Annotated in this window: 13 protein-coding genes; 9 read left to right on the forward strand and 4 right to left on the reverse strand. The window is 30.8% G+C overall.

All coding sequences use genetic code 11. From position 1 onward, the window contains the following. Position 1 precedes the first annotated feature (1 nt). On the forward strand, positions 2-1,060 hold the full coding sequence (locus tag T410_RS15490) for a nucleoid-associated protein (RefSeq protein ID WP_035673482.1): 1,059 nt from the start codon (positions 2-4) through the stop codon (positions 1,058-1,060). 700 nt (positions 1,061-1,760) lie between these two features. Beyond that, positions 1,761-4,130: a GAF domain-containing protein gene (locus T410_RS15495; RefSeq protein ID WP_035673485.1), complete on the forward strand. Its 2,370-nt coding sequence runs from the start codon at positions 1,761-1,763 to the stop codon at positions 4,128-4,130. Here T410_RS15495 and T410_RS15500 read toward each other — a convergent pair. Then, positions 4,127-5,311 (reverse strand): Pycsar system effector family protein, encoded by a 1,185-nt coding sequence (locus tag T410_RS15500; protein ID WP_035673490.1) that lies wholly within the window; start codon positions 5,309-5,311, stop codon positions 4,127-4,129. The two genes, T410_RS15495 and T410_RS15500, sit on opposite strands and share 4 nt — an antisense overlap. A gap of 25 nt (positions 5,312-5,336) precedes the next feature. On the opposite strand from T410_RS15500, the gene T410_RS15505 reads away from it, so the two are divergent. Continuing rightward, complete coding sequence (locus T410_RS15505) at positions 5,337-9,068, forward strand: metallophosphoesterase (protein WP_035673492.1); 3,732 nt, start codon at positions 5,337-5,339, stop codon at positions 9,066-9,068. On the opposite strand, the gene T410_RS15510 is transcribed toward T410_RS15505, so the two are convergent. Next, complete coding sequence (locus tag T410_RS15510) at positions 9,051-9,932, reverse strand: SdiA-regulated domain-containing protein (protein WP_035673494.1); 882 nt, start codon at positions 9,930-9,932, stop codon at positions 9,051-9,053. The genes T410_RS15505 and T410_RS15510 overlap by 18 nt on opposite strands. A gap of 27 nt (positions 9,933-9,959) precedes the next feature. Further along, positions 9,960-11,024 carry a hypothetical protein gene (locus tag T410_RS15515; protein ID WP_035673496.1) on the reverse strand — a complete coding sequence of 355 codons (1,065 nt, stop codon included), beginning with the start codon at positions 11,022-11,024 and terminating at the stop codon, positions 9,960-9,962. Between the two features lie 355 nt (positions 11,025-11,379). On the opposite strand from T410_RS15515, the gene T410_RS15520 reads away from it, so the two are divergent. The 6 genes from T410_RS15520 (at position 11,380) to T410_RS15545 (ending at position 20,880) form a co-directional block, all read left to right on the forward strand. Beyond that, a complete protein-coding gene (locus tag T410_RS15520; protein WP_035673499.1) occupies positions 11,380-13,209 on the forward strand; it encodes a PAS domain S-box protein in 1,830 nt (609 codons plus the stop codon). After that, positions 13,199-13,600, forward strand: a complete 402-nt coding sequence (locus T410_RS15525) for a response regulator (RefSeq protein WP_035673502.1) — start codon at positions 13,199-13,201, stop codon at positions 13,598-13,600. Before T410_RS15520 ends, T410_RS15525 begins: the two co-directional genes overlap by 11 nt. A gap of 64 nt (positions 13,601-13,664) precedes the next feature. After that, entirely contained in the window at positions 13,665-14,579 is a 915-nt protein-coding gene (locus T410_RS15530; RefSeq protein ID WP_035674731.1) for an ABC transporter ATP-binding protein, read from the forward strand. Between the two features lie 4 nt (positions 14,580-14,583). Beyond that, positions 14,584-15,420 (forward strand): ABC transporter permease, encoded by an 837-nt coding sequence (locus T410_RS15535; RefSeq protein ID WP_035673505.1) that lies wholly within the window; start codon positions 14,584-14,586, stop codon positions 15,418-15,420. Between the two features lie 15 nt (positions 15,421-15,435). Then, a complete protein-coding gene (locus T410_RS15540; protein WP_035673507.1) occupies positions 15,436-17,775 on the forward strand; it encodes a T9SS type B sorting domain-containing protein in 2,340 nt (779 codons plus the stop codon). A gap of 318 nt (positions 17,776-18,093) precedes the next feature. Next, positions 18,094-20,880, forward strand: a complete 2,787-nt coding sequence (locus T410_RS15545) for a T9SS type B sorting domain-containing protein (protein WP_035673509.1) — start codon at positions 18,094-18,096, stop codon at positions 20,878-20,880. Positions 20,881-21,028: 148 nt separating this feature from the next. On the opposite strand, the gene typA is transcribed toward T410_RS15545, so the two are convergent. After that, entirely contained in the window at positions 21,029-22,825 is a 1,797-nt protein-coding gene (gene typA, locus T410_RS15550; protein ID WP_035673511.1) for a translational GTPase TypA, read from the reverse strand. Between the last annotated feature and the right edge of the window lie 2 nt (positions 22,826-22,827).

Below are 22,827 nucleotides of genomic sequence, written 5' to 3' on the forward strand. Positions count from 1 at the left end.
CATGATCAACTTATATAATACGCACATCGAAAACTTATCGATTCATAGAGTTGGTAATAAAAGTAGAAACGAAGCCATTTTTTTATCAGAGCAGCCGTTTAATTTGAATGATGAAATTGTTCCCTTGATGAAAGAATTTTTCTTTAAACCTTTTAGAGAAAAAGAAGAAAACTATTTTCAATTTGCACATGAAATCGATCTAGATTATAATGACATGTTCAAATTTGCAACGGAAATTTTTGAAAACCCAAGTAGCATTCATGAAACTTCAAAAAAAATCACGAAGCACTTATTTGAACAATCCAATCATCCGCACATTAAGAATGGAGAGGTTTATGTTACGTATTTAACAAACGTTAGCATTGATAATAATGTGGTGGATGCTATAGGAATTTTCAAAAGTGAAATTCAAGCTGACTTTTTACAATTTGAGGAAAAAGAAACGCAATTGGAAATGATTTTGCAACAAGGAGTAAGTTTAAATAAATTAGATAAAGGTTGTCTGATTTTTAATTACAAAAAAGAAGAAGGATATAAAATCCTAACGGTCGACAGCAACCGTTATGATGCGAGATATTGGCTGGAACATTTCCTTTCAGTAGATGCTTTTGAAGATGAAAACTTCATTACCAAAAAATATTTAAAATTCTGTCAGAACTTTGCCAAAGACGTTGTTTTCCCTGCCGAAGACAAGAAAGAAGAAGTAATGTTTATGAACCGTTCTGTAAATTATTTTGCAAAAAATGATCAGTTCGAAGAAACTAATTTCTTAAATGAAGTTTTGGATAACCCTGATTTAATTCCTGAATTCAAGAATTATAAAATAGACAAAGGAGAAAAATATAGTATTGAAGATGTGACTTCATTCCCTATAGCTAATGCTGCAGTTTCTGATGCTAGAAAATCAATCAAAAACGTAATCAATTTAGACACACATATCCAAATAAAAATGGATTTCATCAATCCTGAAAGTGCAGAGAAATTTGTAGAAAAAGGCTGGGATGAAGAGAAACAAATGTACTATTACTTAGTTTATTTCAATAAAGAAGAAAAGAGCTAGTTTATACTGTTCGGTCGCAGTTTACAGTTCTTATTATTTAAACATTCAATCCCCAATTGCGAAAGTGATTGGGGATTTTTTTTACTTTAAAAAAAATATCATTTATGTAATTTATAAGTATTTACTTATTTTATTAATACTTTAATGTATTTAATCGATTTTATTTTTCACTTAACCGATTATTATCTAAATTTATTTCGACGCATTTTAACCCTCAAATTATGAATCCAATTAAAATCGAATAATCATACTTTTTCGAAAATATTTTTTATTTGAAAGCAAAAAAATTATAGCTTTTTTTTAAAGTCAACCCGTTAGATCAAATTATTCAAACTGATGAAAATTATTTTCAAAAACTAATGCTAACTAACATATTAAAGTCAATTTGATAAAATAACAGTTTTCAAGAATTAAATTACACTATATTACTAACCTACTAAAACCTTGAAAAGATGCTGATTCTTCTATTAATAAAGTCTATTATGATATTAAGACAAAAAAACAATCAAAAAAAAATATTAAAGTACAGTAGTATTTCCATTACTCAATTGCCGTAACTATCTTTAAGGGTACTAAAATATTTAATATTCTCCCAAAAAAAACATCTTAACAAATTTAAACTATACTACAAAAAAAGAATCTAAAATTTGTCTATCCAATTTCGTTTATCTGTAATTTTGTGTTCTAAATAAACTATCCGATGGATTATCATTTTTTCAAAGAAAGCCCATTTAAGACCTTAATTTCGTTTCATAAACTCATTGAAACATTGGAGGAAATTGCATCAACGAATATAGATTATCGCTCTAATTATGCCAAAGCTTTATTACAACAAATAGAATCATTTCCCGAATTTAGAACTGGAATTGAAGATTTTAATTTGATTCATAAAAATGAAACTCTAATAAAATATTTGCTTGCTGACCTATTCCCAACTGCTTTAACAAATAATGAAATTAAAGCTGTAACTATTCCTTTTCAAAATTTTACATTTAATTACACCGAAAGATTCAAAAAAATACTTCATAATGCAGGAGCAACTTTTGATATGACTATCAGGGATTTTGATGGCAATCAATTCTATATTATGAATTGTATTTTGATTTTGAATACATTTTATAATCAACATTTTGATTTCAACAAACCTTTGTTTTACGATATTCCAGATGCAAATGGAATCATGAAACATTACAGAATTCTATATAATGCCGATTTTATGGAAATTATCCCTACAGATAAAGCGATACCTTTAACTTCAGAAGACATCGATTTATTGATGGATAATTATAACAATATTGATTTATGGAAAGAAAAATTTCCCGATAAAAGTTGGATTTTAAAAGGTTTTGGTATAGTATCGCTATTTGATGTTTCCATTGAAAGTGCCATTTCTAACTTAAAAAGTAATCTTTTAAAATCAGAAGCCGAGGAAACTGAAAGAACCCAAAATTTTGAAACTATTTTTCGTTCCATTTTCAAAATTTCTGATTTGAAAATTGGTTTTATTATTTATAATGAAGAAGATGAAAAATTTGTAAAACCGCCTTATGATGATAAAAAAATAAGCAGTTTTATTCTTAACGATATGCCAGAGGCCGATTGTAGAAATGCCCTTTTTGGATGCTCATTGGAAAATATTTTAGAACAAAGCAAACCTTTTGTAATTTCAAACGTCAAAAAATTTGCCACAACTGCAGGAAATGAAAAACTTGGTGAGCATTTTATAAGACAAAATATTCAAAGCTGTATTCTCGCTCCTGTAATAAAAAACGATAAACTTTTAGGTATTATAGAATTGGTATCGGCAAAACCTAGGGAACTTAACAGCATTAATGCAAATAATCTAGATTTGATTTTGCCGTATTTAGTAGATACATTAGAGCGCTATAAAAATGATATGCGACACCAAATAGAAGCTGTTATTCAAAGAGAATATACAACAATTCACCCTAGTGTTTATTGGAAATTTAGAAGAGAAGCGCAAAAATATTTTCAAACGAACAGCCCAAATAAAGACTATATTTTTAAAGAAATTGTTTTTAAAGAAGTTTATCCATTATATGGCCAAATTGATATTAAAGGTTCATCTGATCATCGAAATGGAACCGTAAAAGAGGATTTGAAAAACCAATTAAAAACACTCTTAGAAATTTTTGAGAGTCTTAAATCAAATACGAATCTTGTCTTATTGGAGCAACGAAAATTTGAATTACAATCGTTTTTCACGGAATTAAATTCTCCTCTCAAAGCTGATACTGAACAACAAATTCAGCGTTATATTGAAACTGAAATCCATCCCATTTTAAATAATTCTAAAATGGATAATGAGTGCCAAATTTTGGTTAAGCACTATTTTGAAAAACTGGATGAAAAAACGGGAATGTTTTATCATTCCAGAAAGAAATTCGATAATGCAATGTCAATTATCAATAAAAAATTAGCCTCCATTTTAGATAAAAAGCAAGTTGAAGCTCAAAATATTTTTCCCCATTATTATGAAAGATTCAAAACTGATGGTGTAGAACACAATCTCTATATAGGTGCTTCAATCGCTCCAACTAAAGTTTTTGACAGTATGTATCTTCATAATTTAAGATTATGGCAATTGCAAACTTTGTGCGAAATGGAATTAGAACATCATTTACTCAAATTTTCATTGCCTTATGAACTCGATGTAACTTCGTTAATTTTAGTATTCAGTTCTCCTATTACTATTCGTTTTAGAATGGATGAAAAACGTTTTGATGTTGATGGAACTTACAATGCCCGTTATGAAGTTGTAAAAAAACGTATTGACAAAGCCAACATTAAAGGAACGAAAGAAAGAATTACCCAAAAAGAAAAAATAACGATTGTATATTCCCATAATCAGGAAGAAGCTGAATATTTGAATTACATTAAATTTTTACAATTCAAAAAAATATTAGAACCAACAATCGAGCAATTTGAAGTGGAAGAATTGCAAGGAGTATCCGGTCTTAGAGCCATTAGAGTAAAAGTGACAAACGAGAATAAACAACAAGTTACTGAAAATTATTCCTATCAGGATTTACTGGACGAGCTAAATTAAGCACCAACCATTTTGAATGCTATAACAAAAGCAATAACCGAAATAACAATTCCAATCATAAAAAGATTATAGGCTATTCTTAATAGCCTGTATTTTTTTTCTAAAACTATTCCTAAAAAATACAAATCTTTAATCATCGAATTATAAATATACTCTCTGTCTTTCATCATTTCGTTCATAGCCCATTCGTAGTCTTGCAACGGCATTTTATAGAAATTACCAAAGAAAAGTAAATTCACTTTTTTATTTTCAATATCTTCCTTGGTAAAAACACCTCTTGTTACTTTTGGCCGTGTAGAAAGAATGGCAAAAATGATCGTAATAACACTTGATAGTACCATAATAAAGGTTGGAATCACCAAATGGGCATTCTTTGGACTATCAAGTTTTGGAATAATAGTAGAAAGTGCAATTGAAATAATAATCGCATTTACAGAAAGTAGAATATTGGCCTTACTATCAGCAATACCACTTAAACGCGTATGATTACCAAGTGTAACTCTGAAAACAGTATCGATACCACGTTCTGGTTTTTCCTCTTTTTCTTTCTTTTTATCTTCTTTTTTCAATTTTTCTTTCTTTTTATTTTCAGCCGAATTTATTTTTTTAAAGATTCTTTTTATATTTTTTTCTTTTAATGGTTGCCAGTGTTCTAAAGCGAAATCAGTATAAAATTGATGCTTATTTACTAAAAAATCCAAATTTTCAGCAGCCCAATCTTTATCAGAATACAATTTATTCTCTGTATTTTCCCATTCTTTTCTCAAAACTTCACAACTGGACATATAATCGTCACTAAAAAGATGGTAATAATCAGCATCTTTAATTATTTTTTCCAAAAGAGTCTTAGGCACATATGTCTTTGCAGTGGCTTTTATTAGGTTGACAATTTTTGTAATATACTCTTCTGATTTTCCTTTTTCTTTCAAAAATTGGGTCACAATGCTACTACTGGAATCTTCATGATTAGTACAACCATTAATGTACCCAGCATCATGAAACCATGCTGCAATAAGTAAAATTTCTTTGTCCTCAGCATTTATATTCATACCATCAGCAAGTGTTACAACAGCTGCTACCATCTCCTGTGTGTGATGAATATTATGGTAAGTATATGAATTAGAAAGTTTATCTTTGAGTAATTTACCAACAAAATCTTCGGCTTGTTCTATAAGATTCATAAAGAAATAATTATACTACTAAATTATGGAATTGTTTTTTGATAATCGTTTTATAAATAGGAATAAAATAAATTTACGGCTTATTTTTTTGTTTTTGATTCTGCAATCTTGCGCAACTCATCATGCGCAATTTGGAAAAAACATTAAAAATTCTGTAACTGAAAACGCTTCTGATACTTCAAAAATTGTGCATACTTTTTTTTTAGTAGGCGATGCGGGTAACGCGAATGAAGAGAAATCGCAGCAAACACTTGATTTACTGGCTAATCAATTGAAAAAGGCAACTAAAAATGCTACTCTATTATTTCTTGGCGACAATATTTACCCAAAAGGATTACCTAATACTGACAAGCCAAATGAACGCATTATTGCTGAAAACAAGCTAACAAATCAACTAAAACTATCTAAAGATTTCAAAGGCAAAACCATATTCATACCTGGGAACCATGATTGGTACAGCGGTATGAAGGGATTAGACAGACAAGCTAAATTTGTATCGGATTATTTAAACGATAAAAAATCATTTTTACCCAGAAAAGGATGTGGAATTGATGATTTAGAAATAAATAAAAACCTGACACTAATCACTATTGACAGCCAATGGTTTTTGGAAGATTGGGATAAAAGCCCTACTATAAATGATGATTGCACTATTAAAACAAGGGAAGACTTTTTTGATGAGTTAGAAAATATTCTAAATAAAAATCAAGAAAAGACTATAATTCTGGCTATGCATCATCCATTAATTAGTAATGGAACTCATGGTGGACAATTTTCATTAGAAAAACAGCTTTTCCCTTTAGAGGAAAAAATCCCGTTGCCAATAGTTGGTTCTTTAATTAATTTAATTCGAAAAACGACGGGAATAAGTCCACAAGACATTCAAAATAAAAAATATACCCTTTTTATAAAAAGAGTAAAAACATTGATTCAAAGTCAGGATAATGTTATTGTTGTTTCTGGCCACGATCATAATTTACAATATATTGACAAGGATAATATCAAGCAGATTATTAGCGGAGCCGGGTCAAAATCAGAGGCAGCAAAAGCCGTTTTCCCTACTGATTTCTCTTATGGCGGAAATGGTTTCGCTGCATTAAATATTTATGAAAATGGCGCTGTAAAAGTGTTATTTTATGGAAATGTAAAAAATAATGAGAAATTACTTTTTACACACACTGTTTTAGATTCGAAAGAGAATTACAACCAGATATTCCCTTCCTCATTTCCCAAAATGACAACATCAGCAATTTATTCTGAAAAACAAACCCATAAAAATGGATTTTATAGATTTCTCTTTGGACAACATTATAGAAAACAATACAGCACGCCAATAACCGTTCAAACCACTACAATTGATACTCTTTTTGGCGGATTAAAACCAAAAAGAGCCGGAGGCGGACATCAATCTAAATCATTACAACTAGTTGATAAAAATGGAAAAGAATATGTGATGCGGGCCCTGAAGAAAAGCGCATCACGTTTTTTACAAGCTGTAGCGTTCAAGGATCAATTTGTTGTAAATGATTTTGAAGATACGTATGCTGAGAACTTTTTGTTTGACTTTTATACTACTTCTCATCCTTACACTCCATTTGTAGTGGGGAATTTAGCAGAAAAAATTGGGCTTGCCCATACGAATCCAATATTGTACTACATCCCAAAACATAAAGCTTTAAAAGGTTTCAATACTGATTTTGGAGATGAATTATATATGATGGAAGAACGTCCTGCAGATAGTCAAAAAGACTTAAAAACCTTTGGTAAACCAAATGCAATTATTGGAACAGATGATTTATTAAAAAATCTGCATAAGGACGAGGAGTATACTGTGGATGAATCTGCTTATATTAAAGCCCGATTATTTGATATGCTCATAGGTGATTGGGACAGACACAGTGACCAATGGCGTTGGGGAGAGTATAAAGACGGTGAAAAAATAGTTTATAAACCCATTCCCAGAGATAGAGATCAAGCTTTTTCAAAATACGACGGAGCGTTACTTTCACTCCTAATGAATATGCCGGCTTTGCGCCACATGCAAACTTTTAAGGAGGCTATCCGAAATGTGAAATGGTTCAACCGCGAACCCTATCCACAAGATATTGCTTTATTAAAAACAGCCGATGAAAACGATTGGATTAACCAAGCTAAATACATTCAGGAACACCTATCAGATGCTGATATTGATACTGCTTTTGATAATCTGCCTGCAACAATACAAGATGAAACAATTAAAAGTATTAAACATAAATTAAAAATAAGAAAAACCCAATTGCAACGCTATGCTACGGAATATTATAAAGTGCTGCAGAAAACAGTTTTGATGGTTGGTACTGATAAAAAAGACAAATTTATAATTACCCATAAAGCAAAAAATAATCTTGAGATTGCCGTTTATCGCATAAAAAAAAATGAAGAAGAATTAGTTTACACCAAAAATTTCTCGGCTGGTACAACCAAAAACATTTGGATTTATGGTTTGGATGATGATGATTTTTTTGAAGTAAAAGGAAACACAAAAGCAGCGATAAACATTCGTTTGATTGGCGGACAAAACATTGATTCTTATGCTATAGAAAACGGAAGGAAAATAAAAATATATGATTTTAAATCAAAAGAGAACATTTATGCTTTAGATTCTAAAACTAAAACTGTTTTGACAGATGATTATGAAACTAATCTTTACGATTATGAAAAACCCAAATTCAATGTGTTTTCAGGATTACCTTTTGGTGGTTATAATCCTGATGATGGAGTAAAATTAGGTTTCATCGCCAATTATACTGTAAATAAATTCAATCAGAATCCATATACTCAAAAACACATTCTTAAAGCCAATTATTTTTTTGCAACCAATGGATATGAGCTCATTTACAATGGCTCTTTTCCGAAAGCCTTAGGCAAATGGGATCTGGATTTAGAATCAAAATTTACCAGTCCTAACTTTACAATTAATTATTTTGGTTCTGGAAATGAAACCATAAACAATGATGAAACTTTTGGAATGAATTACAATCGGGTTCGTCTTAGAACTCTAAGAGTAACACCATCTATAAAGAAAATAGGAAAATATGGAAGTGAAATCAATTTTTCGACCACATTTGAAAAAATCAGTGTTGAAGAAACTAACAATCGTTTTATCAATATACCAGGAGTTGTAAATCCTGAAGTTTTTACTAGCCAACAATTCGCCGGAGCGACAATTAAATACAGCTTTGAGAATTATGATATTCCTTCTTTTCCAACTATGGGCTTTGGATTTTCGATAGCTGGAAGTTGGAAAATGAATACAAACGATACAAAAAGAAATTTCCCTACACTAGAAAGTAAAATTAATTTTAATCATAAAATTGATGCTAATGGCAAAGTCGTTTTAGCTACTATTTTAAAATCAAAAATACTTTTAAACAACAATTTTGAATTTTACCAAGGTGCTACATTAGGAGGTGATTATGATGTAAGAGGATATAGAAACGAACGCTTCATAGGAAACCAATCTTTTTATCAAAGTAGCGATATTAGATGGAATTTGGGAAAAATAAGAAGAAGTCTCATTCCTATGACTTACGGGATTTTAGGTGGTTTTGATTATGGTCGGGTTTGGGTTAATGGCGAAAATTCAAATAAATGGTACCAATCCTTTGGTGGCGGATTATGGCTCAATGGGTTGAATGTGATTACGGCAAGAATAACGTATTTCAAAAGTATTAATGAAGAAGCACGTATTGCTTTTGGTTTAGGATTTGGTTTTTAGTTTTTTGAGAGAAACCTCATATACCTTTCCTCGTATTTTCTTTGTTTTTTCATCTGCAATAATCAAGGTTTCATTATTCTTAAAGCAAATAGCTTCTTTTTGAGAAAAGTGGTTTAAATACAATTCTGTTTTAACTCCTTTGAGGAAATTATCTCCCGTAAAATTTTCGAATATCCAAATTTTGTCATGGCTTAAAACTACCACTTTCGATTCATCCGGGCTTATGCTTGCACTTGTTATTGCACAATGATTGTAATCTGCGCATGTCTTGAATTTTCCCATAAATTCTGCTTGATGAAAACCTGCTGCATTTGGCACTTTATACAAATAGGAAGTTCCGTCAAAACCTTTGCTTCGATTTTTGGTGAACAGATAGAAATTGTTTTTAAACTCGAAGAAACCTTCAACATCATAGAACCTTTCCGTTTTTTTGGGTGGAAAATCTTTTTGTTCCGGATAGGCAAACGAAATTTTGTAAACCGGTATTGTACTTTCGTTTTCTAATGCATTTTTATCAATTTTATAAATACACAAATCCTGACGCACATTGTCATTGTTACCAAAATCTCCTATATACAGATTCCCTTCTTTATCTTTTGAAATATCTTCCCAATCAATATTTTCTGTATTTTCGATGGTCATATTTTTGACAATTTCCCCCTTGGAATTTAATCCATAAATTGAATTAGCATTGCCACTGTCTTCTAATGTCCAAAGCAAATTGTTTGTTGGAAAATAAGTAATACCTGAAACTTCTTTTAACTTTTTAGGCAAAGAATAAAGCGTAGTTAGTGAATTCGAATCCTGTTGGCAGGATAAAAAAACAAAAGCTGCTACGACCAAAATATAGTATTTCAAACCCATTATGGATAAATATAAATTTATAAAAAACTAAAATCCAGTATTGAATAAATTAGTGTTTTTAAAGTTTCTGGTAATAAATTCAAAAGCCGCACTCATTACATTCCCCATAGATTTAGCTTTTTTAAAATTCAAATCATTGGTATATCGATACAGTTCTAATTTTAATTGATTCAAATGTTCATCCGTCGATATCGTATCTGAACCCATGATTTGTAGTAATCTTTTGATACGATTTTCAGCAGAATGTATTCTTTTGGCTAAAACTGCTCGCTCTTCATCTTTATATTGCTCTATCGAACTATGTTGCAATTTATCTTTAACCAGCTTAACCATAGGATAATTTTCTTTAAAAAACTGAGGTCGATACACTTTAAAATTTCCTTCAAAACATTGTTGGTCAAAATCAATTGCACGAATTCTGTAAACTACCTGATCAAAATCGTGAATGGGTATAATTACATAATTATACGAACGCATATCCCCTAACAATCGAATCATACAGCGCTCATTGAACTTCACAAATTCTTTTGCTATTTGAGATTTTTCTGTTTCAGTACAATCAGCAAGAAGTGTTTTTATGAACACATCCCCCGCAATTCCCATGATGTGTTCTTCGATTAAAGTGTCTTTGTACACTAAGAAATTTATTTTATCTGGAGATAGAATATGCTCTAACTCTAATCCATATACACGGGAAGCATCTGCTTTTTTTACATAAAAATGAGTGTAATTATCATTGAGAATATTTCTTACTTTGATTCGAAAAGGTTTTGAATTTCCAAAAGTGCAATAATCGATTGAATCTACGTTCAGAAACTTAATAATTCCCAGATTCCCATCCGAATGTAAAAGAGAATAGATTTTCATCAAAGTCAAATCAATCTCTTTCCGTTCAAATTCATTATAATAAACCCGAATCCACAAAGTATCTTGATCGTGTTTATCATATACATTTATAGAACCTGAAAAACGTAACAAATCATCATAAAAAATGGGCACTTTTGAAATTCGGTCAAACCGTTCCAAATAATCCAAAAGTGAATTGTTTATGGGATAAGACGGTTTTTTAAAAAGCATTATTGGCTCGCTCATTAGAAATATGTTTTATGCAAAATTACAACAAATTAGAACTCAAAAACACACAAAAAAAGGAACTTCTACAACCTTTCAAATCATGATTTTGATTCCATACATGGAATTTCAAAAGCTAATTTTAATATTAGCTAAGTACTTCTAATTACGAAAAATACCCCAAAGCATGCTATCTTAATTATTAAAAAACAAGAATTTCATTTTAGCAATAAACATAAACGTTTTAAATTCAAACACTTAAATAAAATGATAATTTAAAAACCTAAATTAGTCCCTCATTTATGTTAAAAAAAGCTTGTAAAGATATATTTATTTTACATTTGATTAATTCCCAATAGATTAATGAATACCTACTATGACAAATAATCTTAAACTTTATTTCAAAACTGCGCAATCAGCAAAGATTGGGATTTGGGAACTCAATTTAGAAACCAATTTAGTTTATTGGAATACTGTTACTAGATACATCCACGAAGTTCCTAATTATTTTATTCCAAGTATAGAAAAGGGATTTTTTTTTTACACTGAAGGTGAAAATAGAATTAAAATCAAATACTTAATTGAAAGAGCTATTAATGAAGGAATTCCATTCAATGATAAATTTCAAATTACTACAGCTAAAGGTAATATAAAATATGTAGAAAGTATAGGACAATTAGTTTACAAAAACGAAAAACCTTATAAATTAATTGGTACTTTTCAAGACATTACAAAAGAGCAAAATTTAATCAATGAACTTGAATTAAATGTTGAAAAATTTTCTTCAATTTTCTCGAGTGCTAATGATGCAATTATAATCATTAACACTTCAAACGGAATTATAACCGATTGTAACCCAAGAACAGCAACTCTTACTGGTTACGAATGCACTGAATTAATAGGTTTACATAATTTAGAATTATTCCCTTTAGAATATAAAAGACAAGTCCGATTTATTCAATATTATAATTTAACTAAGGACGAATATGCAATAAATGAAACCTATATAGAATCTAAATCTGGTCAGTCAATACCAGTAGAAATTGCTTCTGGGAAAAAATTTCAGGTGAATCAAATCACTTATTTAGTATGCTTCATAAGAGATATCAGTGAAAGAAAAAACATTGAAGAAAAACTAAAATTATTATCTCTCGCTGCTTCAGAAACAACTGATACTATTGTAATTGCAAATCCAAATGGTGAGGCTATATGGGCAAATCAAGCCTATCTTGATTTGACAGGCTTAAATATGAATGAAGTTATAGGTCAAAAACCAGGACATTTATCAAAAGGTCCTGAAACAGATGCACAAACTACTGATGCGATGCGAAAAGCAATTCAGGATAAAGAAAGCATAAAAATTATCATTCTGAATTACAATAAGAAAAAAGAGAAATACTGGTTTGAATTGAATATCACTACTGTTTTTGACAGTCAAAATAATTTTATAAATTTTGTTGGAGTGGGCCGAGATGTTACCCTCCGAATTGAAAAAGAAATTGAACTTAACCATCTATTAGAAGTCACCAGTCAACAAAACAATAAACTTTATAACTTTGCTCATATTGTATCTCATAATATTAGGTCCCACAGCAGTAATTTAGCGATGATTGTAGATGTAATTGAAAATACTGAAGATATTGAAGAGAAGCTTTCATATTTTGATTTATTTAAAGAAGGAACTGATAAATTATCGGAAACGATTGAATATTTAAATGAAATTATAACAATTCAACAAAAAACAAATATTGAAAAGAAAACGATTGTTTTAAAAGACGAAATTGAAAAAACGAAGAAATCATTGAGTTTGGTTATCAAAGAAAGTCAGATAACAATAACACATTCAATTCCTGCAGATTTAACTGTAAAAGTAATCCCAGCATATTTAGATAGTATTTTACTTAATTTATTTACTAATGCAATAAAATATAAATCGTCAGAGCGCAACGCTATTCTAGAAATTGATTATGAAGTTAATAAAAACCATACCATTATAACCTTTAAAGACAATGGACTAGGATTGGACTTAAAGAAAAATGGGCATAAAATTTTTGGTATGTATAAGACTTTCCATGGTAATGAAGATGCCAAAGGAATTGGATTATTTATAACCAAAAATCAACTGGAGGCCATGGATGGAAAAATTGAAGTAGAAAGTGAAGTAGGTTTAGGTTCTGTTTTTAAAATCTTTTTAAATGAAAAATAAATTAACTTATATTATTGATGACGATAAGATGTCAGTAAAATTGATGACTATTCTTATGGCCAAAAACAAATTTTGCGAGGAAGTACATCCTTTTAATAACGCTCAATTTGCTATAACTAAATTAAAACAAAATTGTATTGAAAATGAAAATCTACCCGATGCCATTTTGCTTGATTTGAATATGCCTGTCATGGATGGCTGGCAATTTTTGGATGAATTTATTCAATTACCAATAAAAAAAGAAATTTCAATTTTTATTATCACCTCTTCAATTGATCCCATTGATATTGAAATATCAAAAAAATACAGCGTAGTAAAAGACTATATTTTAAAACCTATTAGGGTCCAAAAATTGAATGAGCTATGTATAATAATTGGTGAAATAAACTAAATCCTGTTTGACAGTAACAAATCCTTATCTTGCTCGTCCTATATACAACTTAAAAACGGGCACTTTGGAAATCATACTCTCTATTAAAAATCTCAAAAAACGTTATGGCAGTGTACAAGCCTTGAAAGACGTTTCATTCGACATATATAAAGGTAATGTTTACGGAATTCTTGGTCCCAACGGTAGCGGGAAATCTACAACATTAGGAATTGTTTTAAATGTTGTTAATAAAACTTCTGGAGCATACAGCTGGTTTGGTGGAACTATGGAAACTCACGATGCATTAAAAAAAGTGGGAGCCATTATAGAGAGACCTAATTTCTATCCGTATATGACGGCAAAAGAAAACTTAGAATTGGTTTGCAAAATAAAAGGGATAAATTATTCAAAAGTAAATGAAAAACTGGAATTAGTAGGTTTAATAGACCGGCAAGACAGTAAATTCAGTACTTTTTCTCTTGGAATGAAACAACGCTTAGCGATAGCTTCTGCCCTACTGAATGATCCAGAGATTTTAATTCTTGACGAACCCACAAATGGTTTAGACCCACAAGGAATTCATCAAATAAGAGATATAATCAAACAAATCGCTGCCAAAGGAACTACTATTTTACTTGCCTCCCATTTATTGGATGAAGTTGAAAAAGTTTGTACTCATGCACTCGTTTTAAGAAAAGGCGAAATTTTATATTCTGGTTTAGTTGGGGGTATGTCTACCAATGAAGGATTCTTTGAGTTGGAAACTGATGACAATGAAAATTTAGTATTCATTTTAAACACTCATCCTGCAGTAAAAAACATTGTAAATGAAGGTCAAAAAGTTTTAGTTTACTTAAAACATGATTGGGAAGCGAGGGAATTAAATCAATTCCTTTTCGAAAAAAACATTGTATTAAGTCATTTAGTTAAACGAAAAAACAGCTTAGAAGAGCAATTTTTGGAATTAACAAATAATACAAAACCAACTATCAAAAACTAGAATAATGAAACGACTTCTCTCAATAGAACTACAAAAAATATGGAAAAACAAAGCAAGCCGTGTTTTGACTTTGGCTTATTTTATTTTACTGACCTTTATTGCCTCAATAGCTTCGATTAAATTTGATTTGGGCATTTTTAAACTTCATCTTGCCGAAATGGGTATTTTTAATTTCCCTTTCATTTGGCATTTCAATACCTATGTTGCAGCTATTTTAAAATTATTTTTGGCTATTGTTATCGTTTCTATGATGGCAAACGAATACAGCTACGGCACATTAAAACAAAATTTGATTGACGGAATGAGCAAAAAAGAATTTATTATGTCAAAATTTTTGACAATAATTTTATTTGCTGCAGTATCAACAGTTTTTGTGTTTATAATGTCATTAATTTTAGGATTTAGCTTTTCATCTTACACTGAAATTGGTATCGTTTTCTCTGATTTAGAATATATTTTAGCCTATTTTATAAAATTAATTGGATTTTTCTCTTTCTGTTTATTCTTGGGAATACTGGTAAAACGTTCTGCATTTGCTCTTGGATTCCTATTAGTATGGAATATTATTGAAGGAATAGTTAAAGGAATTCTAACTTTTAAAATATTTCCTGATAGCGATAAAGCATCCTATATAACACAGTTTTTCCCTTTGGAATCCATGTCCAATTTAATCGTGGAACCATTCTCCAGATTATCAATCATTAAATCTATTGGAAACCAAATTGGAATAGAAAACGGTAAAGATTACGGTGTTCATTTCTCGTCTATAATAATCGTTTTATGTTGGACTGGAATTTTTACATTCTTATCCTATCGCTTATTAAAAAATAGAGATTTGTAGTATCTTTACAGAGCTATGAAATGTATAAAAATAATCTTATTTTACATATTCATTCGTTGCTCTATTTTTAGTGCAACGGGGCAATCTATTTTAGTAAACGACACTTATAGTCCAAAGCAACTCATTGAAAATGTTTTAGTTAATAACAGTTCCTGTGCTTCAATTTCTAGTCCGATTGCAACAGGAGATACTTTCACTCCAAGTAAAAAAAGTTATGCCTATTTTAACAGTCAGGGAGGAAGTTTCCCTTTTACCGAAGGCGTGCTTTTAAGTACTTGGAGTAGTCAAAATTCTGTAGGCCCATTTGTTCCAAATATTCCTGCAGCTGACAATAACGCATGGTTAGGAGATTCAGATTTAGATACAGTTTTAGGTAAATCTACTCTAAACGCAACTGTTTTAGAATTCGATTTTACACCTTTAACCAATTTTATAAGTTTTGATTATATATTCGCTTCCAATGAATACCAAAGTTTTTTTCCTTGTAGCTATTCAGATGCTTTTGCTTTTTTAATAAAAGAGTCAGGAAGCACAGCCCCATATCAAAACCTAGCTGTGATTCCAAACACCACGATTCCTGTTTCATCCACAAATTTGCATCCCCTAATCCCCGCCGTAATTCCTCCTCCTGCTTTTGGAATAAATGGCTGTCCGGCTATAAACGATACTTTTTTTGGAGCATTTAATACCTCTTCAAGTCCAATAAACTATGCAGGACAAACTGTTGTACTGAATGCTGAAACTACTGTTATTCCTAATAAAACTTACCATATAAAACTGGTAATTGCTGATAATGGATCTACAACATTTAACTCAGCTGTTTTTATAAAAGCAGGAAGTTTCACTTCTAAAATAGATTTAGGTCCAAATCGACTAACTCCAAATAATCCGATTTGCTATGGAGAAAATTTTATTATTGACACTAAGCTATCTCCAGCATATTCTTATAAATGGTATAAAAATGGTTCCCCAACTCCAATCCCAGGAGAAATAAATCCTTCTCTTAAAGTTACTGACACGGGCATTTATAAGGTTGAAGTTGAATTAGGCAGTCCCAATTGTTTCGCTACAGGTGAAATAAAAATTGAATTTACACCTCAAATTATATTAAAAAACACCTCTTTATTTCAATGTGATGAAAATAAGGATGGAATTGCGATTTTTGATTTAAATAAAGCTGAAGCAATCATAAAAAACAATAATAGCAATTTAAGTCAAATGTCTTTTTTCGAAAATAGCTTTGATGCCCAAAACAATGAAAATCCAATTCCAAACCCAAACAACTATACGAACAAATCTAATAATCAAATTGTAATTGCAAAAGTTTCGGATACTTACGGATGTCCCAACTATGCTGAATTGACATTGTCTATTTCGAACAAAACTATCACACCATTAGCTCCAATAATAGTTTGTGATGATGATGGATCCAGTGATGGAATACATCAATTTGATCTAATGAGTATTGCTACTTCTGGTTATTTTTCTGGTATTGGAAATAATATTTTTGTTTATTTTTATTCAAACGCAACAGATGCTTATCTTGAAAAAAACGAACTGCCTTTTTTATTCAAAAATACTATTCCTTATCAGCAAACTCTTTTTGCGAGAGTGCTTAATGGATCTGACTGCTATGCGATTACTCCAATTATTCTTGTTGTAAACACATTCAATCCTCCTAACTTTGAAGATGAAAATATCCCTTTATGTGAAGGTAGCGCACTTACTATATCTGTAAGCAATAATTTTTCAAGTTATTTGTGGAATACTGGCGCAACTACCAATTCAATTTCAGTGAGTATACCGGGAAACTATTCGGTAATAGTTACAGATACAAATGGATGTGAGGCCACAAAAAAATTTAAAATAGCCGCTTCTGGAATAGCTACAATTATCGGAACAACAATAAATAATTTTGATGGAAATCAAAATTCAGTATTGATTCAATATACAGGAGTTGGTAATTATGAATTTTCACTTGATGGCTCCTATTTTCAGGATAATCCGTTATTCAATATAGTTCCTCCGGGAGCTTATTTAGTTTATGCCCGAGATAAAAATGGTTGCGGATTATCTAGTCCATTCAAAATTTATGTTTTAGATTACCCACGTTTTTTCACTCCAAATGAAGATGGATTTAATGATATTTGGGAAGTGAAAAATCTAAATCAATTGCCGAAATCTAAAATAACGATTTTTGATCGCTATGGCAAATTATTAAAAGAACTTAGCTCAACAAGTATTGGTTGGAATGGAACTTTCAATGGATATAAATTACCCGCAGACGATTATTGGTTTAACGTAACCTTAGAAGATGGAAAAATAATAAAAGGACATTTTACATTGAAAAGATAAACCATAATCCCCTATTTTCTGCTTAAACTACTTTGACCATTTATCATTTACAAACCAATATACTACTATTTATATTTTTGATTGTAATAGAAAACTTCTCAAGTGAATAATTCCTTAATATCGAGATTAGAACTGAACATTTCAATAGTTTTCTTATACCCGAAAATGATTATTGATACCCTATAAAACATGAAGACAACAGGAAATCTAAAAGACATTACAGTACAAAAACATGAAATATTAAACAATACCCGCCATTTATGTTAAAAATATATTTTTTATACAGATATTAACTATATTTGTTAGTTTAAGTTTTACATGAAATACGGTGCATTATTTTTCCTGTTAGTTCTATTTTTTACTCCATCTGCTTTTGCACAAAAAGAAGCGGCAAACTGGTACTTTGGAGTTAGAGCTGGTTTAGATTTTAATTCTGGAAGCCCTGTTACCCTAACAAACGGTCAATTAAATACTGCCGAAGGATGCACAACTATTTCTGACAAAAACGGAAATTTACTTTTTTATACAGATGGATCGGTGGTATATGACAAATCCCATCAGGTAATGCCAAATGGTTATGGTTTACTGGGACATAATTCAAGTACACAATCAGCTATTATAGTTCCAAAACCGAACAATCCCAATTTATATTATATTTTCACCGTAGATCAACCACTTCCTGCAAATGTAGATGATGATCCTTTAAATGATGAAGATCCTCCCAATAATGGATTAAACTACTCTTTAGTTGATTTAAGATTAAATAATGGATTAGGAGATGTTTCCATTAAGGAAAAAAACATACCTCTTATAACCTATGATGTAAATAATGATGAGGATGTAAAATTTAAATGTTCCGAAAAAATCACAGCAGTTCAACATGGAGATGGTGTTTCTTTTTGGGTTATTACCCATTTTAAAAATATTTTTTATTCCTTCAAAATAAGTAATCAAGGTGTTGATAAAAAACCTATACAAACAACTACACCATTAAATGTACCTTTAGGAGGATATCATTCAAATGCAATAGGTTATATAAAAACATCTCCAAATGGAAAAAAAATAGCTATTGCTAATTCCTCCTTGAAATCAACTAATGAGTTAGGGCCAAAAGGAGAAATTAGAAGAAATACTGGTAATGTATGGTTGTTTGATTTTGATGCCGTCACAGGAAAAATAAGTAATGGGTTTTCAATTCTTAGCGGAACCAATCCTTATGGAATAGAATTTTCGGCAAAATCTAAAAAATTATATGTGACAGTAAATCGATTTGATAGTGGAGGTGTTTCTTTAGGAAGTTCACTAGTTCAATTTGACCTGAAAAGCCCCAATATTATTGGAACACAAACCACAATCAACACATCTACAAATGTTGCTGGTGCTTTACAATTAGCATTAGATGAAAAAATATATCGCGCTGGATATCCTTTTGGAGTTGATGTTAGCAACAAATTGTCGGTAATAAATAATCCAGAATTAGATGGATCTAAGTGTAATTACATACAGAATGGAATAGATTTAGGTACAGGTAAGGCTAAATTAGGTTTACCTCCATTCATCACTTCATTATTTTTATATGCGTTTAGCTATGAATTTAATTGTTTTGGTCAATCAACACACTTTTACATCAATTCTGTTGAAAAGGTAGACGCTGTTCTTTGGGATTTCGGAGATGGAACCACCTCTACAAATAGAGATTCATATCATACTTATATAAAAGCAGGTGATTATAAAGTAACTTTAATAAAAACTGTAAATGGAGAACAAAGAGAACCATTAGATAAAATAATTACCATCTATGAAGTTCCCAAAATACTTTCGACACCTTTTAAATTGGTTCAATGTGATACACAAGATAATTTACCCACAGATGGATTAGCAACATTCAATTTGGCTTTAGCCAATGAACCAATTAGTTTAGGACAAAAAGATTTTGAAGTATATTACTATCATAGCGTAAGCGATGCAAATAATGATTATAATAACATCCTATCTATTCCAGTAAATTACCGTAACAGTATTCCTGACGAGATTTTAATTGCAAAAATTACTCAACCCAACTCTAACTGTTATAGTATTGGATCGGTTATTTTACATGCCAATAAAAGCATTTTATTACTACCTGAAGACATGCACGAATGTGATCTTGGTCAAGGAAAAGGTTTATTCAATTTGAAAGAGAAAAAAAACTTAATAAAAACTGAATTGAATTTACCTTCAGGTGTCCGTTTATATTTTTATACCAATGAAGATGAAGCATCATTAGGAACCAATGAACTAGAAGAACATTACACATCAGTTTCAAGAACAATATTTCTTCGAGCTGAGAACGATGAAGGTTGTTATGGAAATGGGCATTTTGAAATTATAGTAGAACCAACTCCAAAAATTAATATTTTAGAAAACAGAATTCTTTGTGAAGGAATTACAAACCCTTCGATAGTATTAGATGCTGGAATATTGGCACCCGCAACAACAGACGATTTCACTTATACATGGTCAACTGGCGAAACGACTCCTACCATATTAGTAAACAATCCTGGAGAATATAACGTTATGGTAACAAATAAATCAGGTTGTTCTACAACCCGAAAATGTATTGTAACATTGTCTTATTTAGCAAAAATAAACAATATAATCATTCAAGATTTACAACCAGAAAACCAAGTTATAATTGAGGTAGTTAACCCAAATGATTACAGATATATGATTCATTTTCAGGACGGCTCTGAAACACCTTTTCAAAATTCAGCAATTTTTGAAAACCTACCGGGTGGTTTTCATGAATTGATAATAGAAAACATTAATGGATGCGGCCAAAAAATAAAAAGTTTTGCTGTATTAGATGCTCCTAAATTTTTTACTCCAAATGACGATGGATACAATGATTATTGGAACCTAAAAGGAATAAACTTTCCTATATATAAAAATGCGACTATATATATATTTGACCGATACGGAAAATTACTACGTCAACTATCACCTTCAAGCCCCGGTTGGGATGGTACTTTTCACAAAGAACCATTACCTGCTGACGATTATTGGTTCACAATAAAACTTGAAGATGGCAGAGAAGCCAAAGGACATTTTAGCTTAAAAAGATAAAATATTAATCCATACAATCTAAACATTTGTAATCTTTAAGTGTAACGAATAACTTATTAGTACATTTTTTTTTCGAATACAAAAAAGTCATTGTACAAAATAAAAAAAAGCCATTCTTTCGAATGGCTTTTTACTATAAAATATAGAATTAGATTTTAAATCTTTTTCTATCAGTTTCTGTCAAATAAATTTTTCTCAAACGAATAGATTTAGGAGTTACCTCAACATATTCATCTTTTTGAATATACTCTAACGCTTCTTCTAATGAGAAAATAATCGGTGGGATAATTCTAGCTTTTTCATCATTCCCAGAAGAACGAACGTTAGATTGTTTTTTCTCTTTAGTTACGTTTACACACATATCATCTCCACGAGAATTCTCTCCAATAACCTGACCTTCATAGATTTCAGCATTTGGCTCAACGAAAAATTTACCACGATCTTGCAATTTATCGATAGAGTAGGGAATCGCTTTTCCTTTTTCCATAGAAATTAATGAACCTTTGTTACGTCCAGCAATTTCACCTTTGTAAGGCTCATATCCAATAAAACGATGTGCCATAATAGCCTCACCAGCAGTAGCAGTCAACAATTGGTTACGCAATCCAATAATTCCACGAGATGGAATATTAAATTTGACAATCATACGTTCACCTTTAGTTTCCATAGAAAGCATTTCACCTTTACGTAAAGTAACAAATTCCACAGCTCTTCCAGAAAGATTTTCGGGTAAGTCAATTGTTAACTCTTCAATTGGTTCACATTTTTTACCATCAATTTCTTTGATGATTACTTGTGGCTGACCGATTTGTAATTCATACCCTTCTCTTCTCATTGTTTCAATAAGAACAGATAAGTGAAGTACACCACGACCAAAAACCATAAATTTATCCGCTGAATCAGTTTCACCCAATTTCATTGCTAAATTTTTCTCTAATTCTTTTGTCAAACGATCTCTAATATGACGAGAAGTTACAAATTTACCCTCTTTACCAAAGAAAGGAGAGTCATTAATTGTAAACAACATACTCATAGTAGGCTCGTCAATATCAATTGTTTTCAACGCTTCTGGGTTTTCAAAATCAGCGATAGTATCTCCAATTTCAAATCCTTCAACACCAATAATTGCACAAATATCTCCCGCAATTACTTGTTGTACTTTTTTACGACCAAGACCTTCAAAAGTATGAAGTTCTTTAATTCTAGATTTCATTACAGTACCGTCTCTCTTTACTAATGAGATTGGCATACCTTCGTTTAAAATACCTCTTTCAAGACGACCAATAGCGATACGACCTGTAAATGCTGAGAAATCTAATGATGTAATCAACATTTGTGGTGTTCCTTCAGAAACCTTAGGAGCTGGTACATTTTCTATAACCATATCCAACAATGCTTCAACATTATCAGTTACGTTTTCCCAATGGTCAGACATCCAGTTATTTTTAGCAGAACCGTAAACAGTTGGAAAATCCAATTGCCACTCTTCAGCACCTAATTCAAACATTAAGTCAAAAACTTTTTCATGCACTTCTTCAGGAGTACAGTTTTCTTTATCAACTTTATTGATTACAACGCAAGGTTTTAGACCTAAGTCAATCGCTTTTTGTAATACAAAACGCGTTTGTGGCATAGGACCTTCGAATGCATCTACTAGTAGACAAACTCCATCCGCCATATTCAATACACGCTCTACTTCACCACCAAAATCGGCGTGACCAGGAGTATCAATAATGTTGATTTTTGTTCCTTTGTAAACTACAGAAACATTTTTTGAAGTAATAGTAATACCTCTTTCACGCTCTAAGTCGTTGTTATCAAGGATTAAGTCACCTGTGTTTTCGTTGTCACGAAATAACTGACAGTGATACATAATTTTATCAACCAAAGTTGTTTTACCGTGATCGACGTGGGCAATAATTGCAATGTTTCTAATAGATTCCATCT

It is taken from the genome of Flavobacterium sp. 83 (assembly GCF_000744835.1).
GTDB lineage: Bacteria > Bacteroidota > Bacteroidia > Flavobacteriales > Flavobacteriaceae > Flavobacterium.

Excerpts from the sequence above, each read along its gene's own strand:
- T410_RS15490 (WP_035673482.1), top strand. The coding sequence starts at position 2 with ATGATCAACTTATATAATACGCACATCGAAAACTTATCGATTCATAGA.
- T410_RS15495 (WP_035673485.1), top strand. The coding sequence starts at position 1,761 with ATGGATTATCATTTTTTCAAAGAAAGCCCATTTAAGACCTTAATTTCG.
- T410_RS15500 (WP_035673490.1), bottom strand. The coding sequence starts at position 5,311 with ATGAATCTTATAGAACAAGCCGAAGATTTTGTTGGTAAATTACTCAAA.
- T410_RS15505 (WP_035673492.1), top strand. The coding sequence starts at position 5,337 with ATGGAATTGTTTTTTGATAATCGTTTTATAAATAGGAATAAAATAAAT.
- T410_RS15510 (WP_035673494.1), bottom strand. The coding sequence starts at position 9,932 with ATGGGTTTGAAATACTATATTTTGGTCGTAGCAGCTTTTGTTTTTTTA.
- T410_RS15515 (WP_035673496.1), bottom strand. The coding sequence starts at position 11,024 with ATGAGCGAGCCAATAATGCTTTTTAAAAAACCGTCTTATCCCATAAAC.
- T410_RS15520 (WP_035673499.1), top strand. The coding sequence starts at position 11,380 with ATGACAAATAATCTTAAACTTTATTTCAAAACTGCGCAATCAGCAAAG.
- T410_RS15525 (WP_035673502.1), top strand. The coding sequence starts at position 13,199 with ATGAAAAATAAATTAACTTATATTATTGATGACGATAAGATGTCAGTA.
- T410_RS15535 (WP_035673505.1), top strand. The coding sequence starts at position 14,584 with ATGAAACGACTTCTCTCAATAGAACTACAAAAAATATGGAAAAACAAA.
- T410_RS15540 (WP_035673507.1), top strand. The coding sequence starts at position 15,436 with ATGAAATGTATAAAAATAATCTTATTTTACATATTCATTCGTTGCTCT.
- T410_RS15545 (WP_035673509.1), top strand. The coding sequence starts at position 18,094 with ATGAAATACGGTGCATTATTTTTCCTGTTAGTTCTATTTTTTACTCCA.
- typA (WP_035673511.1), bottom strand. The coding sequence starts at position 22,825 with ATGGAATCTATTAGAAACATTGCAATTATTGCCCACGTCGATCACGGT.